24 protein-coding genes are annotated in these 23,225 nt (G+C 69.2%); 9 read left to right on the plus strand and 15 right to left on the minus strand.

From position 1 onward, the window contains the following. Positions 1-6: 6 nt before the first annotated feature. The 4 genes from AC37TH_RS16350 to AC37TH_RS16365 are packed head-to-tail and all read left to right on the plus strand — an operon-like array spanning position 7 to position 3,273. Positions 7-1,335, plus strand: a complete 1,329-nt coding sequence (locus tag AC37TH_RS16350; RefSeq protein ID WP_490765404.1) for a hypothetical protein — start codon at positions 7-9, stop codon at positions 1,333-1,335. Positions 1,336-1,374: 39 nt separating this feature from the next. Next, on the plus strand, positions 1,375-1,683 hold the full coding sequence (locus AC37TH_RS16355) for a thiamine-binding protein (RefSeq protein ID WP_490765405.1): 309 nt from the start codon (positions 1,375-1,377) through the stop codon (positions 1,681-1,683). A 4-nt stretch (positions 1,684-1,687) separates the two neighbouring features. Beyond that, positions 1,688-1,945 (plus strand): hypothetical protein, encoded by a 258-nt coding sequence (locus tag AC37TH_RS16360; RefSeq protein ID WP_490765406.1) that lies wholly within the window; start codon positions 1,688-1,690, stop codon positions 1,943-1,945. A gap of 38 nt (positions 1,946-1,983) precedes the next feature. Further along, positions 1,984-3,273, plus strand: a complete 1,290-nt coding sequence (locus AC37TH_RS16365) for an MFS transporter (RefSeq protein WP_490765407.1) — start codon at positions 1,984-1,986, stop codon at positions 3,271-3,273. Between the two features lie 43 nt (positions 3,274-3,316). On the opposite strand, the gene AC37TH_RS16370 is transcribed toward AC37TH_RS16365, so the two are convergent. The 7 genes from AC37TH_RS16370 to AC37TH_RS16400 form a co-directional block, all read right to left on the minus strand. Then, positions 3,317-4,006 (minus strand): DNA alkylation repair protein, encoded by a 690-nt coding sequence (locus tag AC37TH_RS16370; protein WP_490765408.1) that lies wholly within the window; start codon positions 4,004-4,006, stop codon positions 3,317-3,319. A 111-nt stretch (positions 4,007-4,117) separates the two neighbouring features. Next, a complete protein-coding gene (locus AC37TH_RS16375) occupies positions 4,118-4,771 on the minus strand; it encodes a response regulator (RefSeq protein WP_490765409.1) in 654 nt (217 codons plus the stop codon). A 45-nt stretch (positions 4,772-4,816) separates the two neighbouring features. Continuing rightward, positions 4,817-6,022: a hypothetical protein gene (locus tag AC37TH_RS16380; protein ID WP_490765410.1), complete on the minus strand. Its 1,206-nt coding sequence runs from the start codon at positions 6,020-6,022 to the stop codon at positions 4,817-4,819. Continuing rightward, positions 6,019-7,185 carry a sensor histidine kinase gene (locus AC37TH_RS16385; RefSeq protein WP_490765411.1) on the minus strand — a complete coding sequence of 389 codons (1,167 nt, stop codon included), beginning with the start codon at positions 7,183-7,185 and terminating at the stop codon, positions 6,019-6,021. Before AC37TH_RS16385 ends, AC37TH_RS16380 begins: the two co-directional genes overlap by 4 nt. A gap of 15 nt (positions 7,186-7,200) precedes the next feature. Next, positions 7,201-8,406 (minus strand): homoserine O-acetyltransferase MetX, encoded by a 1,206-nt coding sequence (gene metX / locus AC37TH_RS16390; protein ID WP_490765412.1) that lies wholly within the window; start codon positions 8,404-8,406, stop codon positions 7,201-7,203. Positions 8,407-8,446: 40 nt separating this feature from the next. Next, the gene (locus tag AC37TH_RS16395) at positions 8,447-9,166 is read right to left on the minus strand and encodes a potassium channel family protein (RefSeq protein WP_490765413.1); all 720 of its coding nucleotides are present in this window, start codon (positions 9,164-9,166) and stop codon (positions 8,447-8,449) included. 1 nt (position 9,167) lies between these two features. Then, on the minus strand, positions 9,168-9,947 hold the full coding sequence (locus AC37TH_RS16400) for an SDR family oxidoreductase (protein WP_490765414.1): 780 nt from the start codon (positions 9,945-9,947) through the stop codon (positions 9,168-9,170). Positions 9,948-10,070: 123 nt separating this feature from the next. Here AC37TH_RS16400 and AC37TH_RS16405 point away from each other — a divergent pair, with 123 nt between their 5' ends. Further along, entirely contained in the window at positions 10,071-11,393 is a 1,323-nt protein-coding gene (locus AC37TH_RS16405; protein ID WP_490765415.1) for a bifunctional o-acetylhomoserine/o-acetylserine sulfhydrylase, read from the plus strand. Between the two features lie 157 nt (positions 11,394-11,550). On the opposite strand, the gene AC37TH_RS16410 is transcribed toward AC37TH_RS16405, so the two are convergent. Both AC37TH_RS16410 and AC37TH_RS16415 read right to left on the minus strand, forming a co-directional pair. Further along, entirely contained in the window at positions 11,551-12,342 is a 792-nt protein-coding gene (locus tag AC37TH_RS16410) for an aminoglycoside adenylyltransferase domain-containing protein (RefSeq protein WP_490765416.1), read from the minus strand. Position 12,343: 1 nt separating this feature from the next. Further along, positions 12,344-13,840, minus strand: coding sequence for an MFS transporter (locus tag AC37TH_RS16415; RefSeq protein ID WP_490765417.1), 1,497 nt, complete (start codon positions 13,838-13,840; stop codon positions 12,344-12,346). 41 nt (positions 13,841-13,881) lie between these two features. Here AC37TH_RS16415 and AC37TH_RS16420 point away from each other — a divergent pair, with 41 nt between their 5' ends. The 4 genes from AC37TH_RS16420 (at position 13,882) to AC37TH_RS16435 (ending at position 16,922) form a co-directional block, all read left to right on the plus strand. Then, positions 13,882-14,400, plus strand: coding sequence for a phosphoribosyltransferase (locus AC37TH_RS16420; RefSeq protein ID WP_490765418.1), 519 nt, complete (start codon positions 13,882-13,884; stop codon positions 14,398-14,400). Between the two features lie 73 nt (positions 14,401-14,473). Continuing rightward, positions 14,474-15,127, plus strand: a complete 654-nt coding sequence (locus tag AC37TH_RS16425; protein WP_490766070.1) for a uracil-DNA glycosylase — start codon at positions 14,474-14,476, stop codon at positions 15,125-15,127. Positions 15,128-15,172: 45 nt separating this feature from the next. Beyond that, the gene (locus AC37TH_RS16430; protein WP_490765419.1) at positions 15,173-15,751 is read left to right on the plus strand and encodes a GNAT family N-acetyltransferase; all 579 of its coding nucleotides are present in this window, start codon (positions 15,173-15,175) and stop codon (positions 15,749-15,751) included. Between the two features lie 88 nt (positions 15,752-15,839). After that, complete coding sequence (locus AC37TH_RS16435; RefSeq protein WP_490765420.1) at positions 15,840-16,922, plus strand: hypothetical protein; 1,083 nt, start codon at positions 15,840-15,842, stop codon at positions 16,920-16,922. A 19-nt stretch (positions 16,923-16,941) separates the two neighbouring features. Here AC37TH_RS16435 and AC37TH_RS16440 read toward each other — a convergent pair whose 3' ends face one another. The 6 genes from AC37TH_RS16440 to AC37TH_RS16465 are packed head-to-tail and all read right to left on the minus strand — an operon-like array spanning position 16,942 to position 23,203. Further along, positions 16,942-17,835 (minus strand): hypothetical protein, encoded by an 894-nt coding sequence (locus tag AC37TH_RS16440; RefSeq protein WP_490765421.1) that lies wholly within the window; start codon positions 17,833-17,835, stop codon positions 16,942-16,944. Beyond that, positions 17,829-19,112, minus strand: coding sequence for an ROK family transcriptional regulator (locus tag AC37TH_RS16445; protein ID WP_490765422.1), 1,284 nt, complete (start codon positions 19,110-19,112; stop codon positions 17,829-17,831). Before AC37TH_RS16445 ends, AC37TH_RS16440 begins: the two co-directional genes overlap by 7 nt. Then, positions 19,109-20,362, minus strand: a complete 1,254-nt coding sequence (locus tag AC37TH_RS16450; RefSeq protein ID WP_490765423.1) for an enolase C-terminal domain-like protein — start codon at positions 20,360-20,362, stop codon at positions 19,109-19,111. The genes AC37TH_RS16445 and AC37TH_RS16450 overlap by 4 nt, the downstream gene beginning before the upstream one ends. A 29-nt stretch (positions 20,363-20,391) precedes the next feature. Next, positions 20,392-21,276 (minus strand): NAD-dependent epimerase/dehydratase family protein, encoded by an 885-nt coding sequence (locus AC37TH_RS16455; RefSeq protein WP_490765424.1) that lies wholly within the window; start codon positions 21,274-21,276, stop codon positions 20,392-20,394. Continuing rightward, entirely contained in the window at positions 21,273-22,250 is a 978-nt protein-coding gene (locus AC37TH_RS16460) for a carbohydrate ABC transporter permease (protein ID WP_490765425.1), read from the minus strand. The genes AC37TH_RS16455 and AC37TH_RS16460 overlap by 4 nt, the downstream gene beginning before the upstream one ends. Continuing rightward, positions 22,247-23,203 (minus strand): carbohydrate ABC transporter permease, encoded by a 957-nt coding sequence (locus AC37TH_RS16465; protein WP_490765426.1) that lies wholly within the window; start codon positions 23,201-23,203, stop codon positions 22,247-22,249. The genes AC37TH_RS16460 and AC37TH_RS16465 overlap by 4 nt, the downstream gene beginning before the upstream one ends. Between the last annotated feature and the right edge of the window lie 22 nt (positions 23,204-23,225).

Below are 23,225 nucleotides of genomic sequence, written 5' to 3' on the forward strand. Positions count from 1 at the left end.
GACCGCATGGGGATCGAGGCAGCACAGGCTCCGGCTCCGGCGTCCCCGACCACGGTCCAGCGCGTCGCCGCCAGTCCGCTGAGCCTGTGGATCGCCTTCCTGGTCGTGCACCTCGTGCTCGGCGGTCTCGCCCTCTCCGCCAACGGGATGGGGCTCGGCGACGTGTTCCTCGTCTACAAGCCGTGGGCGCAGCTCGCGGCGCAGGGCACCGACATCGTCGGGGTGCAGTCCGATTGGGTGTATCCGTTCGCCGCCCTCGTGCCGATCATGCTCCCGCTGCTCTTCGGGGCCGACAACTATGTGGGCGGTTGGCTCACGCTGGTGCTGCTGATGGATGCGGCGGCGTTCGCCGTGCTGATCGGCGGCAGGGAGCGTCGCCGGCTGGCCGCGGGATGGTGGTGGCTCGCCTTCCTCCTGCTGCTCGGACCGATCGCCGTCGGCCGGCTCGACGCGGTCTCCGTCTCGCTCGCCATCGTGGGAATGCTGTGGCTGATGCTGCACGAGCGCGCCGCTGTCGTCACCCTCACCATCGCCACCTGGATCAAGGTCTGGCCCGCCGCGCTCCTCGTCGCCGCCGTCATCGCGCTCCGCAGCCGGTGGCGCATCCTGGTAACGGGTGCTGTGACCAGCCTGCTGATCGTGATCGTCCCGCTCATCTTCGGTGCAGGGATGCACGTGTTCAGCTTCATCACGATGCAGACCGGTCGCGGACTCCAGATCGAGGCGCCGATCAGCACGATCTGGATGTGGCAGGCGGCGCTGCACGTGCCGGATGCGGTCGTGTACTACGACAGGAACATCCTCACCTTCCAGGTCACCGGAGCGGGCAGCGTCACGGCCGCCTCGCTGATGAACCCGCTGCTCGCCGTCTGCGCCGTCGTCGTCGCGCTGATCGGGGTGCGCTCGGTGCGGCGGGGGACGCCGGTGACGCGCATCCTGCCCGAACTGTCGCTCGCCCTGGTCAGCGCGTTCATCGCGTTCAACAAGGTCGGCTCGCCGCAGTACGTCGCCTGGCTGGCCGTGCCCGTGATCATCGGACTCGTCTACCAGGGCCGGGGGTTCCGCATCCCGGCCATCCTGGTCATGGTGACGGCCGCGTTCACCCAGCTGTTCTACCCGTACCTCTACGACTTCCTGCTAAGCGTGCAGCCGGCGATGGTCGCGGTGCTCACCGTGCGCAACCTCCTGTACTTCGTGCTGCTCGGCTGGGCGATCTGGGCACTGTGGCGGGGGCCGCGCGGCGGGGAGGCCGACGGGGACTCCGTGCCGGCGCACGCGTGGCCATTCAGGGAGAAGACGCAGGAGCCGGCGGACGACTCGGTGGCTAGGCTGTAGACGCGGCGCGAGGACGACGTCGCCGCGCGAGGAGGAATCATGCTGGTCGCGTTCTCGGTCGCACCGAGCGGGGGAGAGGGAGCGGACGCCTCCGTGCACGACGCGGTGGCTGCGGCCGTGCGGATCGTGCGTGAGTCCGGCCTGCCGAACCACACGGATGCGATGTTCACCACCATCGAGGGCGAGTGGGACGAGGTCTTCGATGTCGTCCGGCGCGCGACGGACGCCGTCGGTGTGTTCGGCACCAGGGTCTCGCTCGTGCTGAAGGCCGACATCCGGCCGGGGCACACCGGGGAGTTGACCGGCAAGGTCGAGCGGCTCGAAGCCGCCCTCGACCGCGAGGCGTGACGCCGTGACCATCTCCGACTGGGTGCTGTCGGTCTTCGTGGCGTTCTACCTGTACTGGCCCGTGGTCGCCGTCGCCGCGATCCTGATCATCGGTCCGCTGCTCGGGTTCGTGATCGTTGCAGTGGTCGGCGCGATCCGCACCGGTGTCGCCGGCCAGGAGGAGGACGATCAGGAGGCGACGGACGAGCTGTTCAGCGAGTTCGAGGGGCTGCGGGACGAGTTCGTTCCCGGCCGTACATCTGATCGAAACGATTCGATATAAACTATCCGGGTGAAGCAGACCCCCTCCGGAACCCGCGCGTGAGCGCCGCCGACGCCACGAAGACCTCCACGCCCGTCCTGACCCCTGCGCGCACGCGCCTCGCGCTGCTGGCGCTCGCCCTCGGCGGCTTCGGCATCGGCTCGACCGAGTTCGTGGCCATGGGGTTGCTGCCCAACATCGCGCACGACCTCCTGCCCGCCGTCTACGCGGCATCGCCCGCCGAGGCGAACGCGCAGGCCGGGTGGGCGATCTCCGCCTATGCGCTCGGCGTCGTGGTGGGGGCGCCGACCATCGCCGCGTTCGCCGCCCGGCTGCCGCGCAAGCAGCTGTTGCTCTGGCTGCTGGTCGCCTTCACGCTCGGCACGGTGGCGTCTGCGCTCGCGCCCACTTTCCAGCTGGTGCTCGTCGCCCGCTTCCTCAGCGCCCTGCCGCACGGCGCATACTTCGGGATCGCCTCCCTGGTCGCCGCCTCTCTGATGGGGCCGGGCAAGCGCGGGCAGGGTGTGGCGTTCGTGCTCTCCGGCCTGACCATCGCGAACGTGATCGGCGTCCCCCTCATCACCTGGCTCGGGCAGACGCAGGGCTGGCGTTCGGCCTACCTCGTCGTCGCGGCGATCTTCGCGCTCACCTTCCTGGCGGTCGCGATGCTGGTGCCGTGGCAGCCGGGCAACCCGAAGGCCACGATGGCCAACGAGCTGAAGGCGTTCAGCCGCCTGCAGGTGTGGCTGGCGCTTCTGATCGGCGCGATCGGCTTCGGCGGGTTCTTCGCCGTGTACACCTACGTGGCGCCGATGGTCACCACGGTCACCGGGCTCAGCGCGTCCTCTGTGCCGCTCGTCCTCATCTTGATCGGCCTCGGTATGACCGTCGGCAACCTCGTCGGCGGACGCGTCGCCGACCGCGCCCTCAAGCGCGGGATGCTCTCCTTCTTCGTCATCCTGCTGTTCGGGCTCGGCGCGCTGTACGTCACCGCGTCGAACGTGGTCGGCCTGCTCGTCTCGCTGTTCGTGATCGCCGCCGCCTGCAGCGCGATGTCCCCGACCATCCAGACCAGGCTGATGGATGTGGCGCACGAGAGCCAGTCGATCGCCGCCGCCCTCAACCACTCGGCGCTCAACATCGCGAACGCGGCGGGTGCATACCTCGGCGGCCTCACCATCGCGGCCGGGTTCGGCTACCTGTCGCCGATCGTGGTCGGCGCGATCCTCTGCGTCGCCGGCATCGCACTCGCGGTCGTGTCGTTCTCGATCGACCGCTCCAGGGAGCGACGCGGCGTCGACACCGGCGTCGTGCACGCTCAGCACCCGGACCCAGTGCCCGTCGACTGACCGGCGCGGGGCGCCGGGCGCGGGGCGCCGCGCGCAGGACGCGTCAGGCCGGGGCGCCCTCTGTTCGGCGCACGATCTCCGCGATCCAGAGCGGAGCGAACGGCGACGTGCAGCCCGGCGGCGTTGGATAGTCCTTGAGCACTTCGAGTCGTTCGCCGATCGCGATGGCGCGTGCGCGCAGCTCCGGCCGGTGGATGCCGATGGTCGCCAGAACCCCGTTCATATCCCATTGCAGCCGGTCGGGGGCGTCCACCAGCTCCGCCTCCACCGTGTCGAGGAGGCCGGGGAGGTCGAGGCCGTCCGGAGCGGTCGCCACCCGGTCGCTCGTGAGCTTCCAGCCGGCGCTCGCCACAACAGGATCGTCGTCTGAGAACCAGCTGACGCGCAGCTCTTCGACGTGCGGACTCTTCTTGACGACGTAGGAGAGGAGCCAGTCGTGCACCTTCGGCACGCGCGCGTCCCTGAGCATCGCATCCAGATCGGCCGCGGTGTATTCGCGCGGGCGGCCGATCAGGATGGCGACGAGCCTGGCAGGGGTCTCCCCGGTGTCCCAGAGTTCGCCGGAGAGCTCCTGGTCGGCCCCGACGCGTTTCGCGACGGCGCGCAGCTTCGTGAGGTTGACCCCGTGGTCGTCGCCGTGACGCTCGTTGACCGCCCTGACCTTCGGGTCTTCGAGCGCCGCTAGCTCGGCCAGCACATCGCCGACGGTGGCGGAGGTGGACGAACGTGACATGACCGAGATCCTATCCCGGTCACCTGCCGCGCGATTCGTGCCGAAAGTGCGGTCGCAGGCCAGCGCACCGCACTTTTTGCACGAGCGGTGCCCCCGTCAGGGGAACAGGAGCTAGTCGTTCTGCAGCAGGATGCCGTCTTGGATGGCGCGCTTGCGCAGGGCGACCTTGGTGCCGACGTCGTAGCCGGCGACGCGGTACTTCTCCCTGATGCGCTTGAGGTAGCTCTTCGCCGTCTCGTCGGAGATGCCGAGCTGGAACGCGACGGCCTTCACCGGCTCGCCTGCGCCGTACAGCGCCATGACGCGGCGCTCCTGGGCGCTCAGCTTCGGGGCGCCGCCGACCTCGCCGGAGTTCAGCGCGAGGTCGAGCTCGGCCGAGATGAACGACTCTCCCTTGCGTGCGGCGCGGATCGCCTCGACGATCATCTCCGCGTCCTCGCTCTTGACGAGGTAGCCGAGCGCGCCGGCCGCGATGGCCTCGCGTACGACGGCCGGCTCGGAGTACGTGCTCATGAGAACGGTGCGGACACCGGTCGTCTTCAGTGTCGACAGCTTCAGCGACACGGGGATGTTGTCTTTGAGATCGAGGTCGAGCAGGACGACGTCGACAGGGAACTCGGGATGTGTGAGCAGCTCCGGCCAGCTGGCGACGGCCGCGACCATGCGGATGTCGTCTGCGGCGCTCCGGATCCATTCGGTGAGTGCCCCGAGCAGCATCTTGTGATCGTCGACGATCGCGATTCTGATGGGAGGTGCCTCGGTCACGGGCTGCCTTTCTTGACGGTTAGGGGGGAACCGACGGAGTTACGGTCAGACGAGATCGGCGGAACTGTCACTCACGCTGGTGATCTCGACGCGCAGCGTCGAGCCCGAGAAGGTCTCGACGTACCGGCCCACCTTACGGATAGCTTGCCACGTGGCAGGGTCTACCCCGTTTCGCGGCACACCGGTGGTCGAGATCACGATGGATATTCTGGCACCCGGAGGGGGGTCGCCGTGTTCTGGCGCGCTGGGACGGTTCAGGTCGAGTGTCAGACTGCGCGGCTGCGACGCACCCTGGCGCACAGGGTCGCTGATCAGGAGCCACACCGCGGTGAGCAGTCCGTCGCGCTGATCGCGGGTCAGGCCGGCGGCGAGCCCGTCGCTGTCGGTCAGGGTCACGGCCGGTCCGAGCAGGGCGGACTCCGTCACGGCGTGGTAAAGCCAGGTCTCCTTGCGGCCCTGGATGAGGTGCAGACGCAGCTCCGTCGCGATGCTCGCGGCCGTCGAGGCTGTCTCCTCGTCCAGCGGGAGGGGCGTGCGACCGCTGGCGACGCCGTCGAGGAGCCGCTCGGCCGCGAGGTCGAGTCTGGCGAGCTCTTCCGATGCCAGCATTCCCACTGCGTAGCCGGGGGAGGAGACCGTGCTCTGCACCTGCACGAGGTCGAGCTCCAACTGAATGAGGGTGCGCAGGGAGCGCACGATCTGAACCCCGAGCAGCGGAGGGGCGACACTCAGTGCGATGGTGACGAACGCCGGTCCGAGCGCGGACAGGTCGTGCTGCCCGCGGAGGACGAACGCGGCAGCGAGCACGACGCCCAGGCAGATGGAGGCGATGACGATGTCCGCTGGGGGACGCGCCGCGACGCAGAGCAGCAACGCGGAGCCGACGGCGACGGCCGCGGTCGGCTGAGCGCCGGAGTCGCCTGGCCCCCACGTGCCGACGAGGTCGAGGAGCACCACCGCAGCCCAGACCCCGATGGCGGAGTAGAACATCCAATTGGGGAGCTCGTCCGGCAGCCGGGGGCGGACGGCGACGGCCACCACGAGCGTTGCGAGGAGACCGGCCCAGGCGATCAGGCTGAGCGGCAGGTTGGCGTATGCGCTCGTGTTCATCAGCATCACGGCGAGCTGGTACGCGATGAGTGCGAAGGCGGCGACGTTGAAGCCGATGTCGAGCCTGGCGCGACCGAGTGCGTCGCGCTCGCTGTCGCTTCCGACTCGGCGGGGGACCGTCTGTTCTGCCACGCGGCTCATTTCGGCACCTCGAGGACCACGGTCGTTCCGCTGCCGGGGGAGGAGAAGAGCCGGGCATTGCCTCCAACGTCGCGCAGCCTGGCGACGATCGACTCGGTGAAGCCGAGCCTGCCCTGCTCGATGCTCGTCACGTCGAAGCCCTTGCCTGCGTCGGTCACCATCGCACGCACGGTCGTCTCGTCGTCCGTGATCGTGACGTGAGCCTCGTTGACGCCGGAGTGCCTGCGCACATTCTCCAGACATTCGCCGAGGGCGAGCAGGAAGGCATCCAGGACGTCGCTCGGCAGGAGCACCTGGCCGGAGCCGTGCCAGTTCACTTCGAGACCCATCCGGCGGAAGCGCTGCTTGACCGATTCGAGCGTGTTGCCGAGCGTCGACTCCTCGACCGGTTTGAGTTTGTAGTCGCCGGAGCGCGTCGGGTCTGGGGTGAAGCCGAGCCGCAGCTGCCGCAGCAGCGCCGCATCCTCTCCTGCCTGCTCGCGGAGCGCGCTCGCGCTGACGCCGACCCCGGAGTGCGCGAGCAGGGTGAGGGTCGCCAGCACCGTGTCGTGCAGGAGTCTCGCTCCCTGGCGGCGGCGCGCCTCGGTTTCGCTCGCCTGGCGTTCCACCCGGTATGCGCGGCTCATCGTCGAGATGCGCGTCAGTGTCCTCGGAACGGTGCGGGACAGCCACACGCCCGTCGCCGTCAGCGCGACCCAGCCGGCGACCGTGAACAGGAGAGGCTCGGACAGCTGCGAGCCGCTCAGGACGAGGGTGGCCGACTCGGCGACGAGGGTGACGACGGAGGCGGCGATCAGCAGTCCGACGCGTGGGCGCGACGTCACCGTCGGGATCGCGACGCTCGCCACCGCTGCGCCGGCCAGCATTCCGACCGCGCTGAGCGCCGCAGGGCCGAGTGGAGCATCCGGGAGCAGGTTGAGCAGCACGATGGCGGCGCCCGCGATGACGATCACCGTCACCCAGAGCGTCGTGCGCGCGAGCGTCACGAGCTGGAACTGGGCGTAAGCCAGACAGGCGAGCAACACCACGGCCGCGAGATACAGCGGCAGCGGCAGCGTGCCGGGAACGCTCAGGCAGAACAGGGAGGTCGCGGTCGCCGTGAGGCCGACGTTCCTCGCCGTGATTGCGAGGAGTCGATCACGCTCCTTCTGGATGCGCGACATTCTCCTCCGTTCGGCTCAGGCGGCGAAGAGCCTGCGCAGCTGCTCGCTGACGGCATCGTCCTCGATGAGAAAACCGTCATGCCCGAAGTCCGACTCTATTACGACCGGCTCTGTTCCGTCGATGGTGGACGGGAGGTACGCGGCGATCTTCTCCTGGCCTTCGACGGGGAACAGCCGGTCGCTGTCGATGCCGACCACCAGCGTGCGGGCGGTGACGCGGGAAAGCGCTGCCGCCAATCCTCCTCGGCCGCGGGCGACATCGTGCGAGTTCATCGCCTGCACGAGCACGATGTAGCTGTTCGCGTCGAACCGCCTGGTGAACTTGTTGCCGTGGAAGTCGAGGTACGACTCGACGGCGAAGCGCCCGTTGTCGCCGAGCGGGCTGATCTCACTCTGCCAGGTGCGCTCGAACCGCGCGTTGAGCTCCGACGGGCTGCGGTAGTTGATCAGCGCCATCCGGCGGGCGAGCGCGAGCCCCTGGTGCGGGCCGTTCCCGTCGCCGGCGTCGTAGTAGAGGCCCCCGCGGAACAGCGGGTCCGTGCGCACCGCCTCGATCTGCACGGAGTTGAGCGCGACCTGGTCGGCCGTCGAGAACGGCGGGGCGGCGATCACCGCGAGCCGCTCGACGCGCTCCGGGTAGCTGACCGCCCACTCCAGGGCCTGCATCCCGCCCATCGAGCCGCCGACCACGCCTGCCCAGCGGTCGATGCCGAGCTCGTCCGCGAATGCGGCCTGCGCGTTCACCTGATCCCGGATGCTCGTGAACGGGAACCGCGGACCCCACTCCGTGCCGTCCGGAGCGATGGAGGCAGGCCCGGTCGTCCCCTGGCAGCCCCCCAGCATGTTGGGCGCGACGACGAAGAACCGGTCCGTGTCGATCGCCTTGCCAGGACCGATGATGCCCTGCCACCACCCGGCGGTCGGGTGTCCAGGTCCGGAGCTGCCCACCGCGTGGCTGTCGCCGGTGAGGGCGTGCAGCACCAGCACGGCGTTGTCCCGTTCCGCTGAGAGCGTGCCCCAGGTCTCGTAGGCGATCCGCACATACGGGATGCTCTCGCCGCTCTCGAAGGTGAACTCGCCGATCCCTGCGAACGACCGCGAACCGGCCGGATCGGATTCCTTCCAGGCGCCGCTCGCCGGCGGCTTGCCGAGGAGCGACCTCGCTTGGGCGTCCGTGATGAAACTCGACGGGGCCGTATCGGCGGATGTCTGCCACTCCATGTCTCCATACTGGCCGACCGGACCGGGAGCGCGGTCTGTGTTACGCGGGCGGCACGTGGTCCGGGTCCGCCTCGGGTTCATGGCGGCGGTCGCGGCCGTTCTCGTGGTCATCGTGCGCACCAGGCGGACGGAGACGCTGCGACTGCTCGGTGATGTACGAGACGATCGTCGCGCTCGCCGTACCGACGATCGCCACGCCGCCGAGCATCAGGATCACGGCCAGGATGCGGCCGGGCACCGTGATGGGGACGAAGTCGCCGTAGCCGACCGTTGCCATCGTGACGCAGGCCCACCACACCGCGTCGCCGAAGCTGACGATCGTGGCGTGCGGCGCATCCCGTTCCACCTGATACACCGCGAGGGCGATCACGTAGACGAACAGCACGACGGAGGAGCCGGCAACGATCAGCACACGCCTGCGCACGTGCGACGGCGACCGGCCGCGCAGCAACGGGATGCGGTGCAGCTCCCGGAGCAGCCGGAACGGCCGGGCGACGGGGAACAGCACGGACGCCAGATCGATCGGGTTCTTCCTGACGAACAGCCACTTCCTGCTGCTGAGGCTCAGCCGCACGACGTAGTCGACGAAGAACGCCGTCCAGACGACGAACAGCACGACGTCGAGCGTCGTCGCCAGCCAGGCCGGGCTCTTCGGCTCCAGGATCGACCACGAGTACGCGATCAGGAACAGGACGCTGGCGACGAGAAGCGGCCACGCCGTCCTGTTCTCCCAGCGGGTCCGCCGTTCGTCGCCGGTCATGTCAGTCGCCGCTGACCCGCAGCTCGCCCTTGTGGAATCGGTACGGCGCGGCCTGCGCAACCGGTTTGATCACGATCAGGTCGAGGTCGACGTGCCTGGGTCTCTCCAGGGCATCCACGATGGTCGCCGCGACGTCCTCCGCGGTCAGCGGCTCCGGAACGTCCGCATAGACCGCATCCCGTTTCTCCTTGTCTCCGCCGAACCGGACGAGGGAGAACTCCTCCGTCGCCACCATGCCGGGGGCGACCTCGATCACGCGGATGGGCTCGCCGTTCAGTTCGAGCCGCAGCACCTCGGTGAGGGCGTGCTCGGCGAACTTGGCCGCGTTGTAGCCGCCGCCGCCCACGTAGGCGGTGTGCCCGGCGATCGAGGTGAGGTTCAGGATGTCCGCGTGCCCTGTCGCCGCCGCCCCCGCACGCAGCAGGGGGAGCAGCGCGGTGATGACCCGTTTGGTCGCGATGACGTTGATCTCGTACATCCATACCCAGTCGTCGATGGACGACTTCTCGACGGAGTCGAGCCCGAGGGCGCCCCCGGCGTTGTTGACGAGGGCGTGGATGGGGCCGGTCGCCTCCAGGTGCGCGCGGAGCGCATCCACGTCGTCCTGCTTGGTGAGGTCGGCGGCGAACACCTCGGCCCCGGTCTCGGCGGCGATGGCGGCGAGCCGGTCGGCGCGGCGCGCGACCCCGACCACCTCCCAGCCGTTCGCCCTGAACAGCCGCACGGCGGCCTCCCCGATCCCCGAACTGGCACCCGTCACAACGACCCGTCTCGCACTCATGCGCCTATTCTTCACGGATTACGGCATGTTGCACGCGCGTTGCCCGCTGGGCGCGGCGCATCTAGCCTGTATTCGACGGCGGTGGCAGACCGCTCGACACCCATCCACCCGAAGGAGTGAGCCATGACCGACGCCGCCGACTGGCAGTTCGAGACCAAGCAGATCCACACCGGAGCAGCTCCGGACCCGGTGACGAACGCCCGCGCCACCCCGATCTACCAGACCACGTCGTACGTGTTCAACAACGCTGAGCACGCCAAGAACCTGTTCGCGCTCGCCGAGTTCGGCAACATCTACACGCGCATCCAGAACCCGACGCAGGCTGTCGTCGAGGAGCGCGTCGCAGCGCTCGAAGGCGGAACGGGCGCGCTGCTCGTCGCCTCCGGTCAGGCCGCTTCCACGTTCGCCATCCTGAACATCGCGCAGGCGGGGGACCACATCGTCTCCTCCAGCTCGATCTACGGTGGAACGTACAACCTCTTCAAGTACACGCTCGCCAAGCTCGGCATCGAGACGACCTTCGTGGAGAACCAGGACGACGCCGACGAGTGGCGTCGCGCCGTCCGCCCGAACACGAAGCTGTTCTTCGCGGAGACCATCGGGAACCCGAAGATCAACATCCTCGACATCGCCCTCGTCGCCGATGTCGCGCACGAGTCCGGCGTTCCGCTGATCGTGGACAACACCATCGCGACCCCGTACCTCATCCGCCCGTTCGAGCACGGTGCGGACATCGTCGTGCACTCGGCCACCAAGTTCCTCGGCGGTCACGGAACGGTCATCGGCGGCGTGGTCGTCGACGGCGGCAAGTTCGACTGGTCCGGAAACGCCGAGAAGTTCCCCGGCCTCACCCAGCCGGACCCGTCGTACCACGGCGCGGTCTACACGGCGGCGGTCGGTGACGGTCTCGCGTACATCATCAAGGCGCGCGTCCAGCTGCTCCGCGACCTCGGCGCCGCCATCGCGCCGGCCAGCGCCTGGCAGCTCATCCAGGGCATCGAGACGCTTTCGCTGCGTGTCGAGCGCCACGTGCAGAACGCGCAGGAGATCGCTGAGTTCCTCGAGAACCACCCGGATGTGGCCACGGTCAACTACTCCGGACTGCCCACCAGCCCCTGGTATGCGGCCGCCAACAAGTACGCCCCCAAGGGCGTCGGCGCCGTGCTGTCGTTCGAGCTCAAGGGCGGTGTGGATGCGGGCCGCGCCCTCGTCGACAACCTCACCCTGTTCAGCCACCTCGCCAACATCGGCGACGTGCGCAGCCTGGTCATCCACCCGGCGTCGACCACGCACTCGCAGCTCACCCCGGAGCAGCAGCTCACCGCCGGTGTCACGCCGGGCCTCGTGCGCCTCTCGGTCGGCCTCGAGAACATCGACGACCTGAAGGCGGACCTGCAGGCCGGCCTGACCGCCGCCCGCTCGGTCGTGGAGGCCGCGCGCGCGTAGTCTGCGCCACCCCGCGTATCCCGCTGTCCCAGCTTCCAGAATCGAGTGGTCCCGAATGGCCGCGTGCACAAAGTGCGCACGGCAATTCGGGACCACTCGTTTGTGACGGGACAGGCGTGGCGGAACCGGGCGGCCGCGACGGGACGGGAGGCGCGTCTCAGGCGCGCGCCGCGTCGACGCAGGCGCGGAGGAGTGCGACGGCCTGGAGCGCGTCGGCAACGACGAAGCGCTGACGGTCGCCCGCGCGGTCGAGCACGGCCCTGCGCAGCAGGTCGGCGTGCTCCGGCCAGCGCTCGGCGGCGAACGCGGCGGCGGCGGTCTTCGAGATGATCTCGCCGGTCTGCACGGTCGCGACCAGGCGCGCGGGTCCGAGCGCCACCCAGCGCACCGTCTCGGATCGCACGGGGGAGTCCGGCGCGCGCCCCGCCAGTTCGGCGACGACGCGGTCGCCGAACGGCTCCCAGTATTCGAGCAGGTTGGCTCGGGAGAACGCGATGGAGCCGGCTGCGGCATCCGGATGCCGGTCGGCGACGGGCGACCAGATCACGTCCCCTCCATCCGGGACGCCCTGCACCCCGTACTCGAGCTCACGCCAGGTCACCCAGCTGAGCTGAGCCCCGGCCTGCGCCGACACGAGCACGCCCTCGATCACCTGGGGCGCGGTCTCCAGCGAGTCCGGCCCGCGCGCGATCTCCGACTCGGTGAGGTAGACGCCGTCGATGTGGGGCTGGGAGGCGGCGTGCAGTCCGGCGAGCAGGTCCAGCTCGGGGAGCGGGTCGCGGGTGACGACGAAGACCACGTCGATGTCGCTCACGCCGTCGTGCCAGTCGTCTGTCACGGCCGATCCGGTGACGACCGCGCGGCTCACCAGCCCCGGCGCGATCGTGGCCTGTTCGAGGAGGAAGCGGGTGAGCGCTTCCGAAACGGTCGGGGGGAGGTGTGCATCCATGTCAGACCACCGGTGACTCCGCGGCGATGATTTCGGGGGTGCCCGCATCCGTTTCGGTGTCCGCGAACGCGAGCTTGGGGACGAAGAAGAGCAGCACGGCCGCGACGATGGCGCCGACTCCGCAGATCGTCCAGACGAGCATGTAGCCGAACAGGCTGGCGGCCGTCGCGGTGACGGTCGCCGCTCCGGTCAGCAGCACGACGCCGAACACGGCGGAGGCGAACGAGCCTCCGATGGTCTTCGTCGTGTTGGTGAGGGCGGTCGCGATCCCGGTCTGGCCGCGAGGAGCGGCAGCGGCGGCAGCGGCGGGGAGCGCCCCGACCAGTGCGCCGGAGCCGATGCCCGCGATGGCCATGTTGGTGAACACCTGCCACGTCTCGAAGTGGAACGGCAGGAACAGCAGGTAGCCGATGCCCACCAGGAAGGCGGCCACGATCAGCGTCACCCGCGGCGTCAGCCACGACGACACGATCGGGAACAGCACGGCGCCGACGATCATCGAGATCAGGTAAGCGCCGATCAGGATGCTGCGCTGACCGGCCGAGAGACCGAGCCCGTATCCGTTGACGGGGTCGGTTCCGGCGAACGTGCTGAGCGGCGCCTGGGCGCCCAGCAGGCTGATGCCGATGAGCCCGGCCGTAAGCTGCACCGGCCACATGTTGGGGCGCCGCAGCACGCGCAGGTCGATGGCGGGGTCGTCCTGCTTGAGCTCCCACCGGCCGAACGGGATGAACGTGAGGATGCCGACGGCGATCAGCGCCCACACCCACCAGGTGCCGACGCCGTTGAGGCGCAGGAACGTGAGGCCGGAGGTGATGAGCAGCAGGCCGAGAGTCAGGATGGTGAAGCCCACCGCATCCAATCGGCGGCCGGGGACGGACTCGGATTCCGGCACGCCGAACAGGATGGCGAAGAAGACGAGCGTCACCGCGATGGCGGGGACGATCAGCGTCAGTGTCACGTTGCCGCCGAACGCCTCGAAGAGCAGCCCCGCGCCGATCGCGCCGACGATCGCCCCGGCCTCCAGGGCGACGACGAGCAGCCCTGCCGCCCTGCGGGTCTGCGAGGCGGCTGTCCCCGTGCGGCGGCCGCGATCGAAGATCAGTGCGACCTCCAACGGAAGCCAGACGACGTAGAAGCCTTGCAGCGCGAACGCGATCAGGAAGGTGGTGAAGTTGCTGGAGAAGGCGAGCGCCCAGGTCGACAGTGCGGTGAGCACCGTGGCGATCAACAGGATGCGCTTGTGCCCGAACATGTCGCCGAGCTTCGCGAGCACCGGCACCACAAGCGCGGACAGCAGCAGTTGGGCCGCCTCGAACCAGTTGTAGTCGGCGTCGTGGATGCCGAGGTGCTCGACCACGTCGGAGATCAGCGGGACGTAGTATCCCTGCAGAATTCCGCTGGTCACCTCGACGAACGCCAGCCAGCCGATCAGCCCCGCCGTCACGCCGATCGCAACGGCGCCGCGGCGCCCCGTCCCTGTCCTCACCGACTCCATTTCTGGATGCTAACAGCGGGGCTGGCCGCTACGGTAGAAGGATGGCAGGCGAACTCGACGACTCAGGATCAGCCGTACTCCAGGAGACGGAACGGGAGGTTCTCGGCTGGCTCGAATTCGGTGAAGCCTCCCGGCATTTGGCGGGTGAGGTCGTCGAGTCGGGTTTCGAGCCGGATCTGGTCGTCGCGATCGCCCGCGGCGGCCTTCTTCTTGCCGGGGCGATGTCCTACGCGCTCGGCATCAAGTCGTGCGGCGCGCTGAACGTCGAGTTCTACACCGGGGTCGACGAGCGGCTGCCGGAGCCCGTCGTGCTGCCGCCGATGCTCGACCAGAGCGCACTGAACTCCAAGCGCGTCCTGCTCGTCGACGACGTGTCGGACTCCGGGAGGACGCTCGCCATGGTCGTCGACCTGATCGCCGCCTCCGGCGCCGAGGTGCGCACCGTGTGCCTGTACTCGAAGCCGCGCACCGTGCTCGACCCCGACTTCGTCTGGCGGCGAACCGACCGGTGGATCACCTTCCCGTGGTCGGCCCTGCCGCCCGTCACGGCCGGCGCCTGAGCGCCGCATCCTGAGCGCCGCATCCTGGGTGGACGTGCCGAAGTCGCTCGCCGAGCTGGCCGCCGACGGATCCATGGATCCCGGCTGGTCGGCCGCGCTCGCTCCGGTGGCCGACCGCATCGCCGCGATGGGCTCGTTCCTGCGCGCCGAGGTCGCCGCCGGGCGTCCGTACCTGCCGTCCGGAGACAACGTGCTGCGCGCGTTCCGCGCTCCGCTGTCGGAAGTTCGCGTGCTGATAGTCGGGCAGGACCCGTATCCGACGCCCGGGCATCCGATCGGCCTCTCGTTCGCGGTCGAGCGTCACGTTCGCCCGATCCCGCGCAGTCTGCAGAACATCTACCGCGAGTTGCGCGACGACCTCGGCGTCACCCCTCCGCCGCACGGCGACCTGAGCGCCTGGTCCGAGCACGGCGTGATGCTGCTCAACAGGGTGCTGACGGTGCGGCCGGGGGAGCCCGCGTCGCATCGCGGGAAGGGCTGGGAGGCGGTCACCGAGCACGCCATCCGTTGCCTGGTGGAGCGGGGGACGCCGCTCGTGTCCATCCTGTGGGGCAACGATGCGCGCACGTTGACGCCGCTGCTCGGCGGCAACCCGTCGATCGTGTCTGCGCATCCGAGCCCGCTGTCCGCGTCGCGCGGGTTCTTCGGCTCCCGTCCGTTCTCGCGGGCGAACGCGGAACTCGTGCAGCGCGGTGTTCAGCCCGTCGACTGGTCGCTCGAACAGTAGCCAGGCTGTAACGCACACGAAATGCAGCGCGCGTAGGCTTGTTCCGTGCTTGAAGAGGAATACCAGCCGCGCAGGGAGCTGCCGCGGCACCTGAGGAAGACGGAGCCCGCCGAGGCGCCGTTCGACTATGCGATCCGGGATGCGGTCCCCGCCGATCTTCCCTGGGTCCGCGAGATCTATAACCACTACGTCGCCAACAGCACGGTCACGTTCGACGAGGACGCGATGACGCTGCGCGAGTGGAAGAGCAAATTCGCCTACCTGCACAAGCTGAACATGCCGTTCATCGTCGCCGTCTCCCCGAACGGCCAGATCCTCGGCTATGCGCTCGTGTCCCCGTGGAAGCAGAAGCGGGCGTACCGGTTCACGGTCGAGAACTCGATCTACCTGGGCGCCGCCTCCACAGGCAAGGGCCTCGGACCTGTGTTGATGCAGGAGCTCATCGACCGCTCGAAGGCGGCAGGGCTCAAGGAGATGATCGCCGTCATCGCCGACAAGGGCGCGGAGGCGTCGATCAAGATGCACGAGAACTTCGGCTTCACCGAGATCGGCCGGATGGGCAGGGTCGGCTACAAGTTCGACAGGTGGCTCGGCACGGTGCTGATGCAGCGGTCGCTCAAATAACGGTTCTGCATCCACCAGGGCAGGAAGCGACTCCGCGCTGTACGCTGACCGCAGCGCCTCACGCGCTCGCATACTCCGGGGGGAATATATGAAGAAATCGTCGGCGTCCATCCTGATCGTCGCCGTCGCAGCGGCTCTGGCCATCACACTCACCGGATGCGCGCAACCAGCGCCGGCAGCGCCGCAGACCACGGCGATCGCGACACCGACGCCGTCGCCGACCGCGACGACGGCAGCCGTGCCGAGTGTCCGCGTGCAGACCACCTGCGATGCGCTCACGACGCAGGCGCTGCTGGACCAGTCTGCAGGCACGCACCTGCCCGTATCCTCGTTCGCGCCGGGCGCGAGCCCAACGAGTTACGCCGATGAGCGGATGGGCGTCCTCACCTGCACGTGGTCGACGGACGACCCGACCACCTACCAAGGACCGGCCGTGACGATCTCCGTCGTCCCCGGCGCCACCGAGGCCGGGTTCCAGGCCTATCGCACCGGTGAGGCCGTCGGGTCGCAGGACACCGCGTCGGCGGTCGGTCCTGAGGCGTACACGACCTGTCAGGGCGACCCCGTCATCCTGTGCGGCTTCCACGCGCTGCTGCCGGGGTATGGACTCGTCGGGACGGTCCACAGCAGCACCGCATCGACCGACGCGGTGCGGTCGGCCGTGGATGCGATGCTCGCCCAGAGCTACGCGGTGGTCGCGGCGCTCCCCGCGCCCGCGCCGGTTTGGCAACCGCCGAGCCCCGCGCTCCGTGGCGCTACGACCTGCGACGGGCTCGCGACGACGGCGCAGCTGTCGTCGACGACCGGCGTCGGCACTACCCACGTGGCGAAATCGGACGACGGTGAGTACTCGGGTTCGACCTTCGACATCGGCCACCAGGTCGGGTCGTACTGGTGTGACTGGGTCGAGGACGGCGGAGACACGAGCATCTCCATCGGCGTGCTCCCCGGCGGTGCGACCTATCTGCAGCACCTGCGCGGCAGTGATGCCTCCGCGCAGTCCGGCGTCGGCCAGGCCGCGTTCTGGGCGCCGAACGGTGCGCTCAACGTGGTGACCGACTCCGGTTGGCTTCAGGTCGGCGCGGGGGCAGACACGAACGGTGCCGCTCCGACCAAGGTCCAGCTCGTCGCGCTCGCCAAGCAGGTGATCGCCAACCTCGGCACCAGCTGACGGTCGGCCTGATGGCCGGCTACGCGTTCGACAGGTGGCTCGGCACTGTGCCGACGCGGCTGCCGCGCTCTGAGGGGTCCGCCTCGGCGCCGAGACCCACCTGCAGGGTGAACCGGGTGGAGAGTTCCGACCCGGCCTCCACGACCAACGGACCGAGCGCTTCGCCGTCCGGCCAGTACTCACGGCTGGCCGGTTCGATCGCGAAGCCGGACACGGCGCCCCACCACGGGAAGTGCTCCGTGCGGTGCTCCTGCCAGACGTGCGCGAACGGGAACAGCTCCGGATCCCAGTCGAGGCGGGCGAACGCCCCCGTCTCCGGGTTGTGCACGACCGCGGAGCCGAGTGCGCCGGACGGCTCCGTGCGGAAGCCGCCGCCGGAGACGCCGTCGGCGGGGAAGTCGAGGTCGAGGCGTCGGCCGGCGAGGTCCACCGTGGTCGCGGGGGAGACGAACACCTCGCCGAGCACCGGATGCTCCGTCCAGGTGATGCTCACCGGGACGGGGGAGACGTTGACGGCCGTCTGTTCCACTGTCAACGCGCCGTCGACGAGCGTGAACGTGCGCGTCACAGCCAGGGGGACGGTGCGCAGCAGCACGCCCAGCCTGCACGAGTTCTCGTCCGCCGCCTCGACGCGCCAGCGTCGCCAGGCGGCTTCGCCGTGGAACGGGTGGGCGACGCCGCCGCTCTCCCTGCCCTCTCCCGCGTTCGGGAGGAGGGTGTGCCAGCCGCCAGGGTATCGCCGGTGCCAGGTCTCGGAGGTCGACGGCGACGGATGGTCGTCCGTCCAGTCCTCGTCGGCCCACGGCGTGCGCAGGAGGTAGTCGGTCTCTGTCGCCCTGTCGGCCAGGGTGAGCACGGCGGCTCCCAGGACGCCGATCACGGCCCGGGTCGTGGCGGAGGTCAGCGTCACCACGGACGCGGTCCCGTCATCGATCGCACCGAGGGGGCGAAGGAGCCGTGGAAGATCGAGGACGCCGCACCGATCGCTCCGGCCGTGTCCTCCAGCACCGAGAGTTCGACGGCGACGTGGCGAGCACTGCGGGCGGTCGGAACACTGTTGACGGCCGCATCCAGGGCCGTCAGCACGATGTCGCGGAGCTCCGGCTCGAATGCCGGACCGCCGACCACCATGAGCGGCAGGTCGAGGAGGTCGATCAGCCCGACGGCGCCGCGCGCGATCACGTCGGCGACCCGGTGCGCGGCCGCCACAGCCTCCGGAACGCCGCGGCCGACCTCGCGGCACATCTCCGCATACGTCCTGGCCGGACCGCCGTAGCCGAGCTCCAGCGCGATCTCCGGGATGGCCGTGGTCGGATTGCACTCGCGCACCAGTGTCGGCCGGCCGAGGTCGTCGAGCTGGCCGATCTGGATGGCGGCGAGCTGGCCGAACTCGCCCGCGTTGGAACTGGTGCCGCGATAGATGTCGCCGTTCAGCACGAGCCCGGAGCCGATGCCGGTGCCGAAGTAGAGGTAGACGAAGTCGCTCGCCCTGCTGTTCTGCCCGATCCAGCGCTCGCCGATGGCGGCGGCCTCGCCGTCTTTCTGGACAATGACCCCGCAGTGCAGTCGCTCGGCCAGCATCCGGCGCAGGGGGACGTTCCGCCAGGCGCGTGAGAGCGGCAGTTCGAGCAGGTCGCCGCCGTTGGTGATCGGTCCCGGCGTCGCGACGCCCAGTCCGAGGAACGTGCTCCTGTCGATGCCGGAGGCCGTGACCATGTCTTCGACGTGCGCGCCGATGATCTCGACCAGCGCCTCGGGGGAGACCTGGCCGTCGAAATCCTCCGAGCGCCGCTCCACCACGGTGCCGTCGAGTTCGGCGAGCACGCAGGTGAGCCGCTCGGGGTCGACCAGCACCCCGGCCGCATGGGCGGCCTCCGGGCGCAGCCGTACAGGGGTGCGTGGCTTCCCGACCTTCTCGCTGCGGAGCTGCTCGCCCTCGGCCAGCAGCCCCCGCTCGATGAGGGTGCGCAGGATGCGCGACACCGACTGCTGCGTCAGACCGGTTCGCTCGGAGATCTCGGTGCGGCTGATCGAACCCGCCTGCCGGATGGTCTCGATGATCGTCGCCTCGTTGAACGTGCCGAGGTCGTATTGGTTGGCGCCGGGCCGCGGCCCAGCCCCCGAGTTCTGGATGCGGGTGCGCTGCGGGGAGCGCCCCGTGGATGTCGCTCCGTCGAGCAGGTCGGTCACGGGGCCTCCAGGGCGCCGTCAGGACGACGCACGCCCGCCGCCCACGCGTCGTGGCCGGACAGCTCGGCCGGATAGCGCGCCGCAGCGGCCTCGTCGAGGTCGATGCCCCACCCAGGAGCGTCGTTGGGAGTGAGCCATCCGTTCACGATTCGAAGCGTACCCGGGAACACCTCGTGCGTGCGCTCGTTGTAGACGTGGCCCTCCTGGATCCCGAACGCCGGGGAGACGACGTCGAGTGTGACGTTGGCGGCCGCGCCGATCGGCGAGGTGTCGCCTGGTCCGTGCCAGGCGGTGCGCACGCCGAAGATCTCCGCCAGGTCCGCGAGCTTCTTGGCGGGGGTGAGGCCGCCGATGTCGGAGACGTGGCTGCGGATCAGGTCGACCCCTCCTCCGCTGATCAGTCGGGCGGCGTCGGTGAACGACGTCGTCAGCTCGCCCACCGCGATCGGCAGCGGGGAGGCTGCGCGCACCTCCGGCAGACGGTCCCAGTGCTCGGGCGGCAGCACATCCTCCAGGAAGAACAGGCGATACGGCTCGAGGGCGCGCGCCAGCCAGATCGCGTCCTTCGGGGTCAGCCGGGAGTGCACGTCGTGCAGCAGCTCGATGTTCGCGGGGAGGCGGTCCCTGGCCGCCTCGAACAGCGCAGGAGTGCGGCGCAGATAGTCGCGGGCGCTCCAGCCGTTCTTGTACGGCGCATCCGGATACTCGGTCGGCACGCTGGGCGCGCCGTACCCGCCGCCGCCCGGTGTGGACTGCTGGAGCCGCACGAAGCGCTGGCCTGCCTCGATCAGTCGCTCCGCGTCGTCCAGGGTCTCGTCGATCGTGCGGCCGGACGCGTGCAGGTAGGTGTCGGCCGCGGCGCGGACCTTGCCGCCGAGCAGTTCGTACACGGGCATCCCCGCCCGTTTGCCCGCGATGTCCCAGAGCGCCTGGTCGACACCGGACACCGCGTTGTTGGTCACGGGGCCGCCGCGCCAGTACCCGGTGAACGAGATCAGCCGGGTGAGGTCGCCGATATCGCCGGGATACCGGCCGATCAGGAGGCGGGCGACGTGGTCGTTCACGAACGTCTCCACCGCCTTCCAGCGCTGGGTGAACGTCGCGCAGCCGAGGCCGTAGAGCCCCGGCACGTTGGTCTCCACCTTCACGACGACGAGCGCCGTGCCCTCCGGAGCTGTTGTGATGGCGCGCACAGAGGTGATGCGGATGTCTTCGCGCGGGGTCCAGGGGTTGGCGAAGGTGTCGGTCACGGTGGGCTCCAAGTCGTCGGGGGCGGTGGTCACTGGGGGTCGGGAAGGTCGAGTGTCGGCAGGTCGAGTTCGTGCTCGGCGCGGAAGCCGATCGTCCGCTCGGCGGTGGTGAGGTCGATCGGGACCTCCCGCCCGGCGAACGCGCGCGTGCGCAGCAGTCCGGGGGCGTACCGGTCGAGCAGGTCGTCCGTGCGGTACGGCACGATGGTGGTCGGCGCCGCCAGATAGAAGGCGTGGGCGCCGTGCACGTCGGCGGCGAGCCCCTGCCCGATGGCGGCGGCGGCGTCCCGCACGTCGAGGTACGACCATCCCTCGGTGAGAGAAGGACGCGGGTCGTCGGCGAGCTGCGCCGCCATCCGTTCGAGCACCTCCCGTGTGTTGGTGTGGGGGAGGCGCAGGGTGACCACATCCATGCCCCAGCGCCGCCACACCATGCGCGACGTGTTCTCGTCGTTGAGCTTCGAGAGCGAGTACCAGTCGGAGACGTCGGTGGGGATGTCCGTGTCCAGCGGCAGGTAGGCGGGCAACGCGCCGGAGTCGATGCCCTGCGGCAGCCCGTACCTGTTGATGCTCCCGGCGACGACCGCCCGCCGGATCCCGCGCTCCGCCGCCTGCGTCAGCACGGCGAAGGTCGAGACGACGTTGGTGCTGTACACGTCGTATGCGGGGGCGATGTCGCGGTGCGCCAGCGCGGCCAGGTGCACCACCGCATCCACGTCGGCGAGCGCTCGTGCGACGTCGTCCGGCGAGCGGGTGTCCCCGGCGACCACCCGGTCGGCGCCTTCCACGGCGTCGCCGTCCAGGGACATCGCCGTCACGGCGGCGCCGAGACCGGCCAGGTGCGCCGTCGCGACCCTGCCGATCCTGCCGGCCGCCCCCGTGATCAGGATGCGGCGGCCGTTCAGCGCGCTCATCCTTTGAGCCCGGAGGCGGAGCTGACCCCGCGCAGGAACTGCTTCTGGAAGATCACGAACAGGATGACCGGGATGATGATCGTCAGGAACACCGCCGCCATCTGCACCGAGAACGGCATCGCGCCGTTCGGCATGTTCGCGAGCGTCACAGACACTGGTTGCAGGTTCGGGGACGACAGCACGAGCATCGGCCACAGGTAGTCCTTCCACGACGCGACGATCGTCAGCAGCGCGACCACGCCGATGATCGGCCGGGAGAGCGGGATGATCAGCGTCGTGAAGACGCGGATCCCGCCGGCGCCGTCGATCTTGGCCGCCTCGATCAGCTCGCGCGGGATCGAGTCGAAGAACCGTTTGAGAACGATCACGTTGAACGCGCTCGCCCCGGCCGGGAGCCAGACTCCCCAGAAGGTGTTCTGCAGGTTCACGCCGATGACCGGCATCTTCAGGATGGTCAGGTACAGCGGCACGAGCGAGATCACGCCGGGCAGGAACAGCGTGGCGAGAACGGCTCCGGAGAGGATCGGCGCCCACTTCGGCCGCAGCGTGCTCAACAGGTACGCACCCGTCATGCTGACGAAGAGCGTCGCGACGGTGCTGCCCACCGCCACGATGACCGTGTTGCCGAGCGACGAGCCGATCTGGGCGCCGTCCCAGGCCTGGCCGATGTTGCCCCATTGGAAGGGCTTCAGCCAGATGCCCATCGGATCGCGCAGGATGTCCTGACTGGTGGAGACCGACGCGCGCGCCGACCAGGCCAGCGGCCCGAGCCCGGCGAACAGCAGGCCGATGAGCATGACGATCTGCAGCACCCACAGCCAGACGCGGACGGAGGGACGCTTGCGGTCGGTCACCGAGATCGCGCCGCGCTCGCGTTCCTCCCGCACCTTCGTCTTGCCTCGCCTGCGCGGGCGTACCGCCGCCGGCTGGTCGTCGATGGGGTCGACGATGACCCCCGTTCCTATGACGCTCATGATGGGCTCCACCTCTTGGTGACGTAGTAGTAGACGACCGACAGCAGGCAGAGGAAGAGTGCGAGGAGCACGCTCAATGCCGTCGCAGACCCGTAGTCGCCGTTCACGAAGGCGTACTTGTAGATCTTCAGCATCACGGTCTGGGTGGCGTTGTTCGGGCCGCCTCCGGTGAACAGGAACGGCTCTGTGAAGAGCTGGAACGTCCCGATCAGCTGGAGCAGCATCATGATGAAGATGATGTTGCGAAGCTGGGGGAGCGTGACGTGCCACAGTCGCGACCAGATGCCGGAGCCGTCGATCTCGGCCGCCTCGTACAGTTCGGTGTTGATGCCGCCGATCGCCGCCAGATAGATGATGGCGGTCGCGCCCGCCCCTGCCCAGGTCGTGTACAGCACCAGCGACGGCATCGCCATCGCCTCCGAGTTCAGCCAGGGGAACGGGCCCAGCCCGACCCAGCTCAGGATCGAGTTGAAGATGCCCTCGGAGGACGGGTCGTAGAAGAACTTCCACAACAGGATGCCCGCGACAGGAGGCACGACAGCCGGCAGATACGCCAGCAGGTTGTACGCCCAGCTGCCGCGGCGGAGCTCGTTGATGAACACCGCCAGGATGATCGGAACGGGGAAGCCGAGCACCAGGCCGAGTGCTGCGTAGTAGACCGTGTTGAGCGCGGCCTGCGGGAGCTCTGGATCGGTGAGCACGAACTGGAAGTTGTTCAGGCCGACCCAGCTGGCCACCGTCACGAGGTTCGTCTTCTGGAAGCTCATCACCAGGCCGCTGATCACAGGACCCCAGCTGAAGTAGAGGAACGTCAAGACGATCGGGACGGCGAAGAGCACGGCCACGAGCCCGCCGGAGCGGTACCAGCCGGTGAAGGTCATCCGGCGTCTGCGCCGGGGGAGACGGCCGGGGGCCGGTGACCCGGTGGCCGGTCGTTCGAGTGTCTGTGTCATTGTGTCGCTCGCTTTCGTTGGG

This window comes from Leifsonia sp. McL0627 (assembly GCF_058244615.1).

Bases quoted from the DNA above. Each gene is read 5' to 3' on its own strand.
- AC37TH_RS16350 (WP_490765404.1), top strand. From the start codon at position 7: ATGGGGATCGAGGCAGCACAGGCTCCGGCTCCGGCGTCCCCGACCACG.
- AC37TH_RS16355 (WP_490765405.1), top strand. From the start codon at position 1,375: ATGCTGGTCGCGTTCTCGGTCGCACCGAGCGGGGGAGAGGGAGCGGAC.
- AC37TH_RS16370 (WP_490765408.1), bottom strand. From the start codon at position 4,006: ATGTCACGTTCGTCCACCTCCGCCACCGTCGGCGATGTGCTGGCCGAG.
- AC37TH_RS16380 (WP_490765410.1), bottom strand. From the start codon at position 6,022: ATGAGCCGCGTGGCAGAACAGACGGTCCCCCGCCGAGTCGGAAGCGAC.
- AC37TH_RS16385 (WP_490765411.1), bottom strand. From the start codon at position 7,185: ATGTCGCGCATCCAGAAGGAGCGTGATCGACTCCTCGCAATCACGGCG.
- metX (WP_490765412.1), bottom strand. From the start codon at position 8,406: ATGGAGTGGCAGACATCCGCCGATACGGCCCCGTCGAGTTTCATCACG.
- AC37TH_RS16395 (WP_490765413.1), bottom strand. From the start codon at position 9,166: ATGACCGGCGACGAACGGCGGACCCGCTGGGAGAACAGGACGGCGTGG.
- AC37TH_RS16400 (WP_490765414.1), bottom strand. From the start codon at position 9,947: ATGAGTGCGAGACGGGTCGTTGTGACGGGTGCCAGTTCGGGGATCGGG.
- AC37TH_RS16405 (WP_490765415.1), top strand. From the start codon at position 10,071: ATGACCGACGCCGCCGACTGGCAGTTCGAGACCAAGCAGATCCACACC.
- AC37TH_RS16410 (WP_490765416.1), bottom strand. From the start codon at position 12,342: ATGGATGCACACCTCCCCCCGACCGTTTCGGAAGCGCTCACCCGCTTC.
- AC37TH_RS16415 (WP_490765417.1), bottom strand. From the start codon at position 13,840: ATGGAGTCGGTGAGGACAGGGACGGGGCGCCGCGGCGCCGTTGCGATC.
- AC37TH_RS16420 (WP_490765418.1), top strand. From the start codon at position 13,882: ATGGCAGGCGAACTCGACGACTCAGGATCAGCCGTACTCCAGGAGACG.
- AC37TH_RS16425 (WP_490766070.1), top strand. From the start codon at position 14,474: ATGGATCCCGGCTGGTCGGCCGCGCTCGCTCCGGTGGCCGACCGCATC.
- AC37TH_RS16435 (WP_490765420.1), top strand. From the start codon at position 15,840: ATGAAGAAATCGTCGGCGTCCATCCTGATCGTCGCCGTCGCAGCGGCT.
- AC37TH_RS16455 (WP_490765424.1), bottom strand. From the start codon at position 21,276: ATGAGCGCGCTGAACGGCCGCCGCATCCTGATCACGGGGGCGGCCGGC.
- AC37TH_RS16460 (WP_490765425.1), bottom strand. From the start codon at position 22,250: ATGAGCGTCATAGGAACGGGGGTCATCGTCGACCCCATCGACGACCAG.
- AC37TH_RS16465 (WP_490765426.1), bottom strand. From the start codon at position 23,203: ATGACACAGACACTCGAACGACCGGCCACCGGGTCACCGGCCCCCGGC.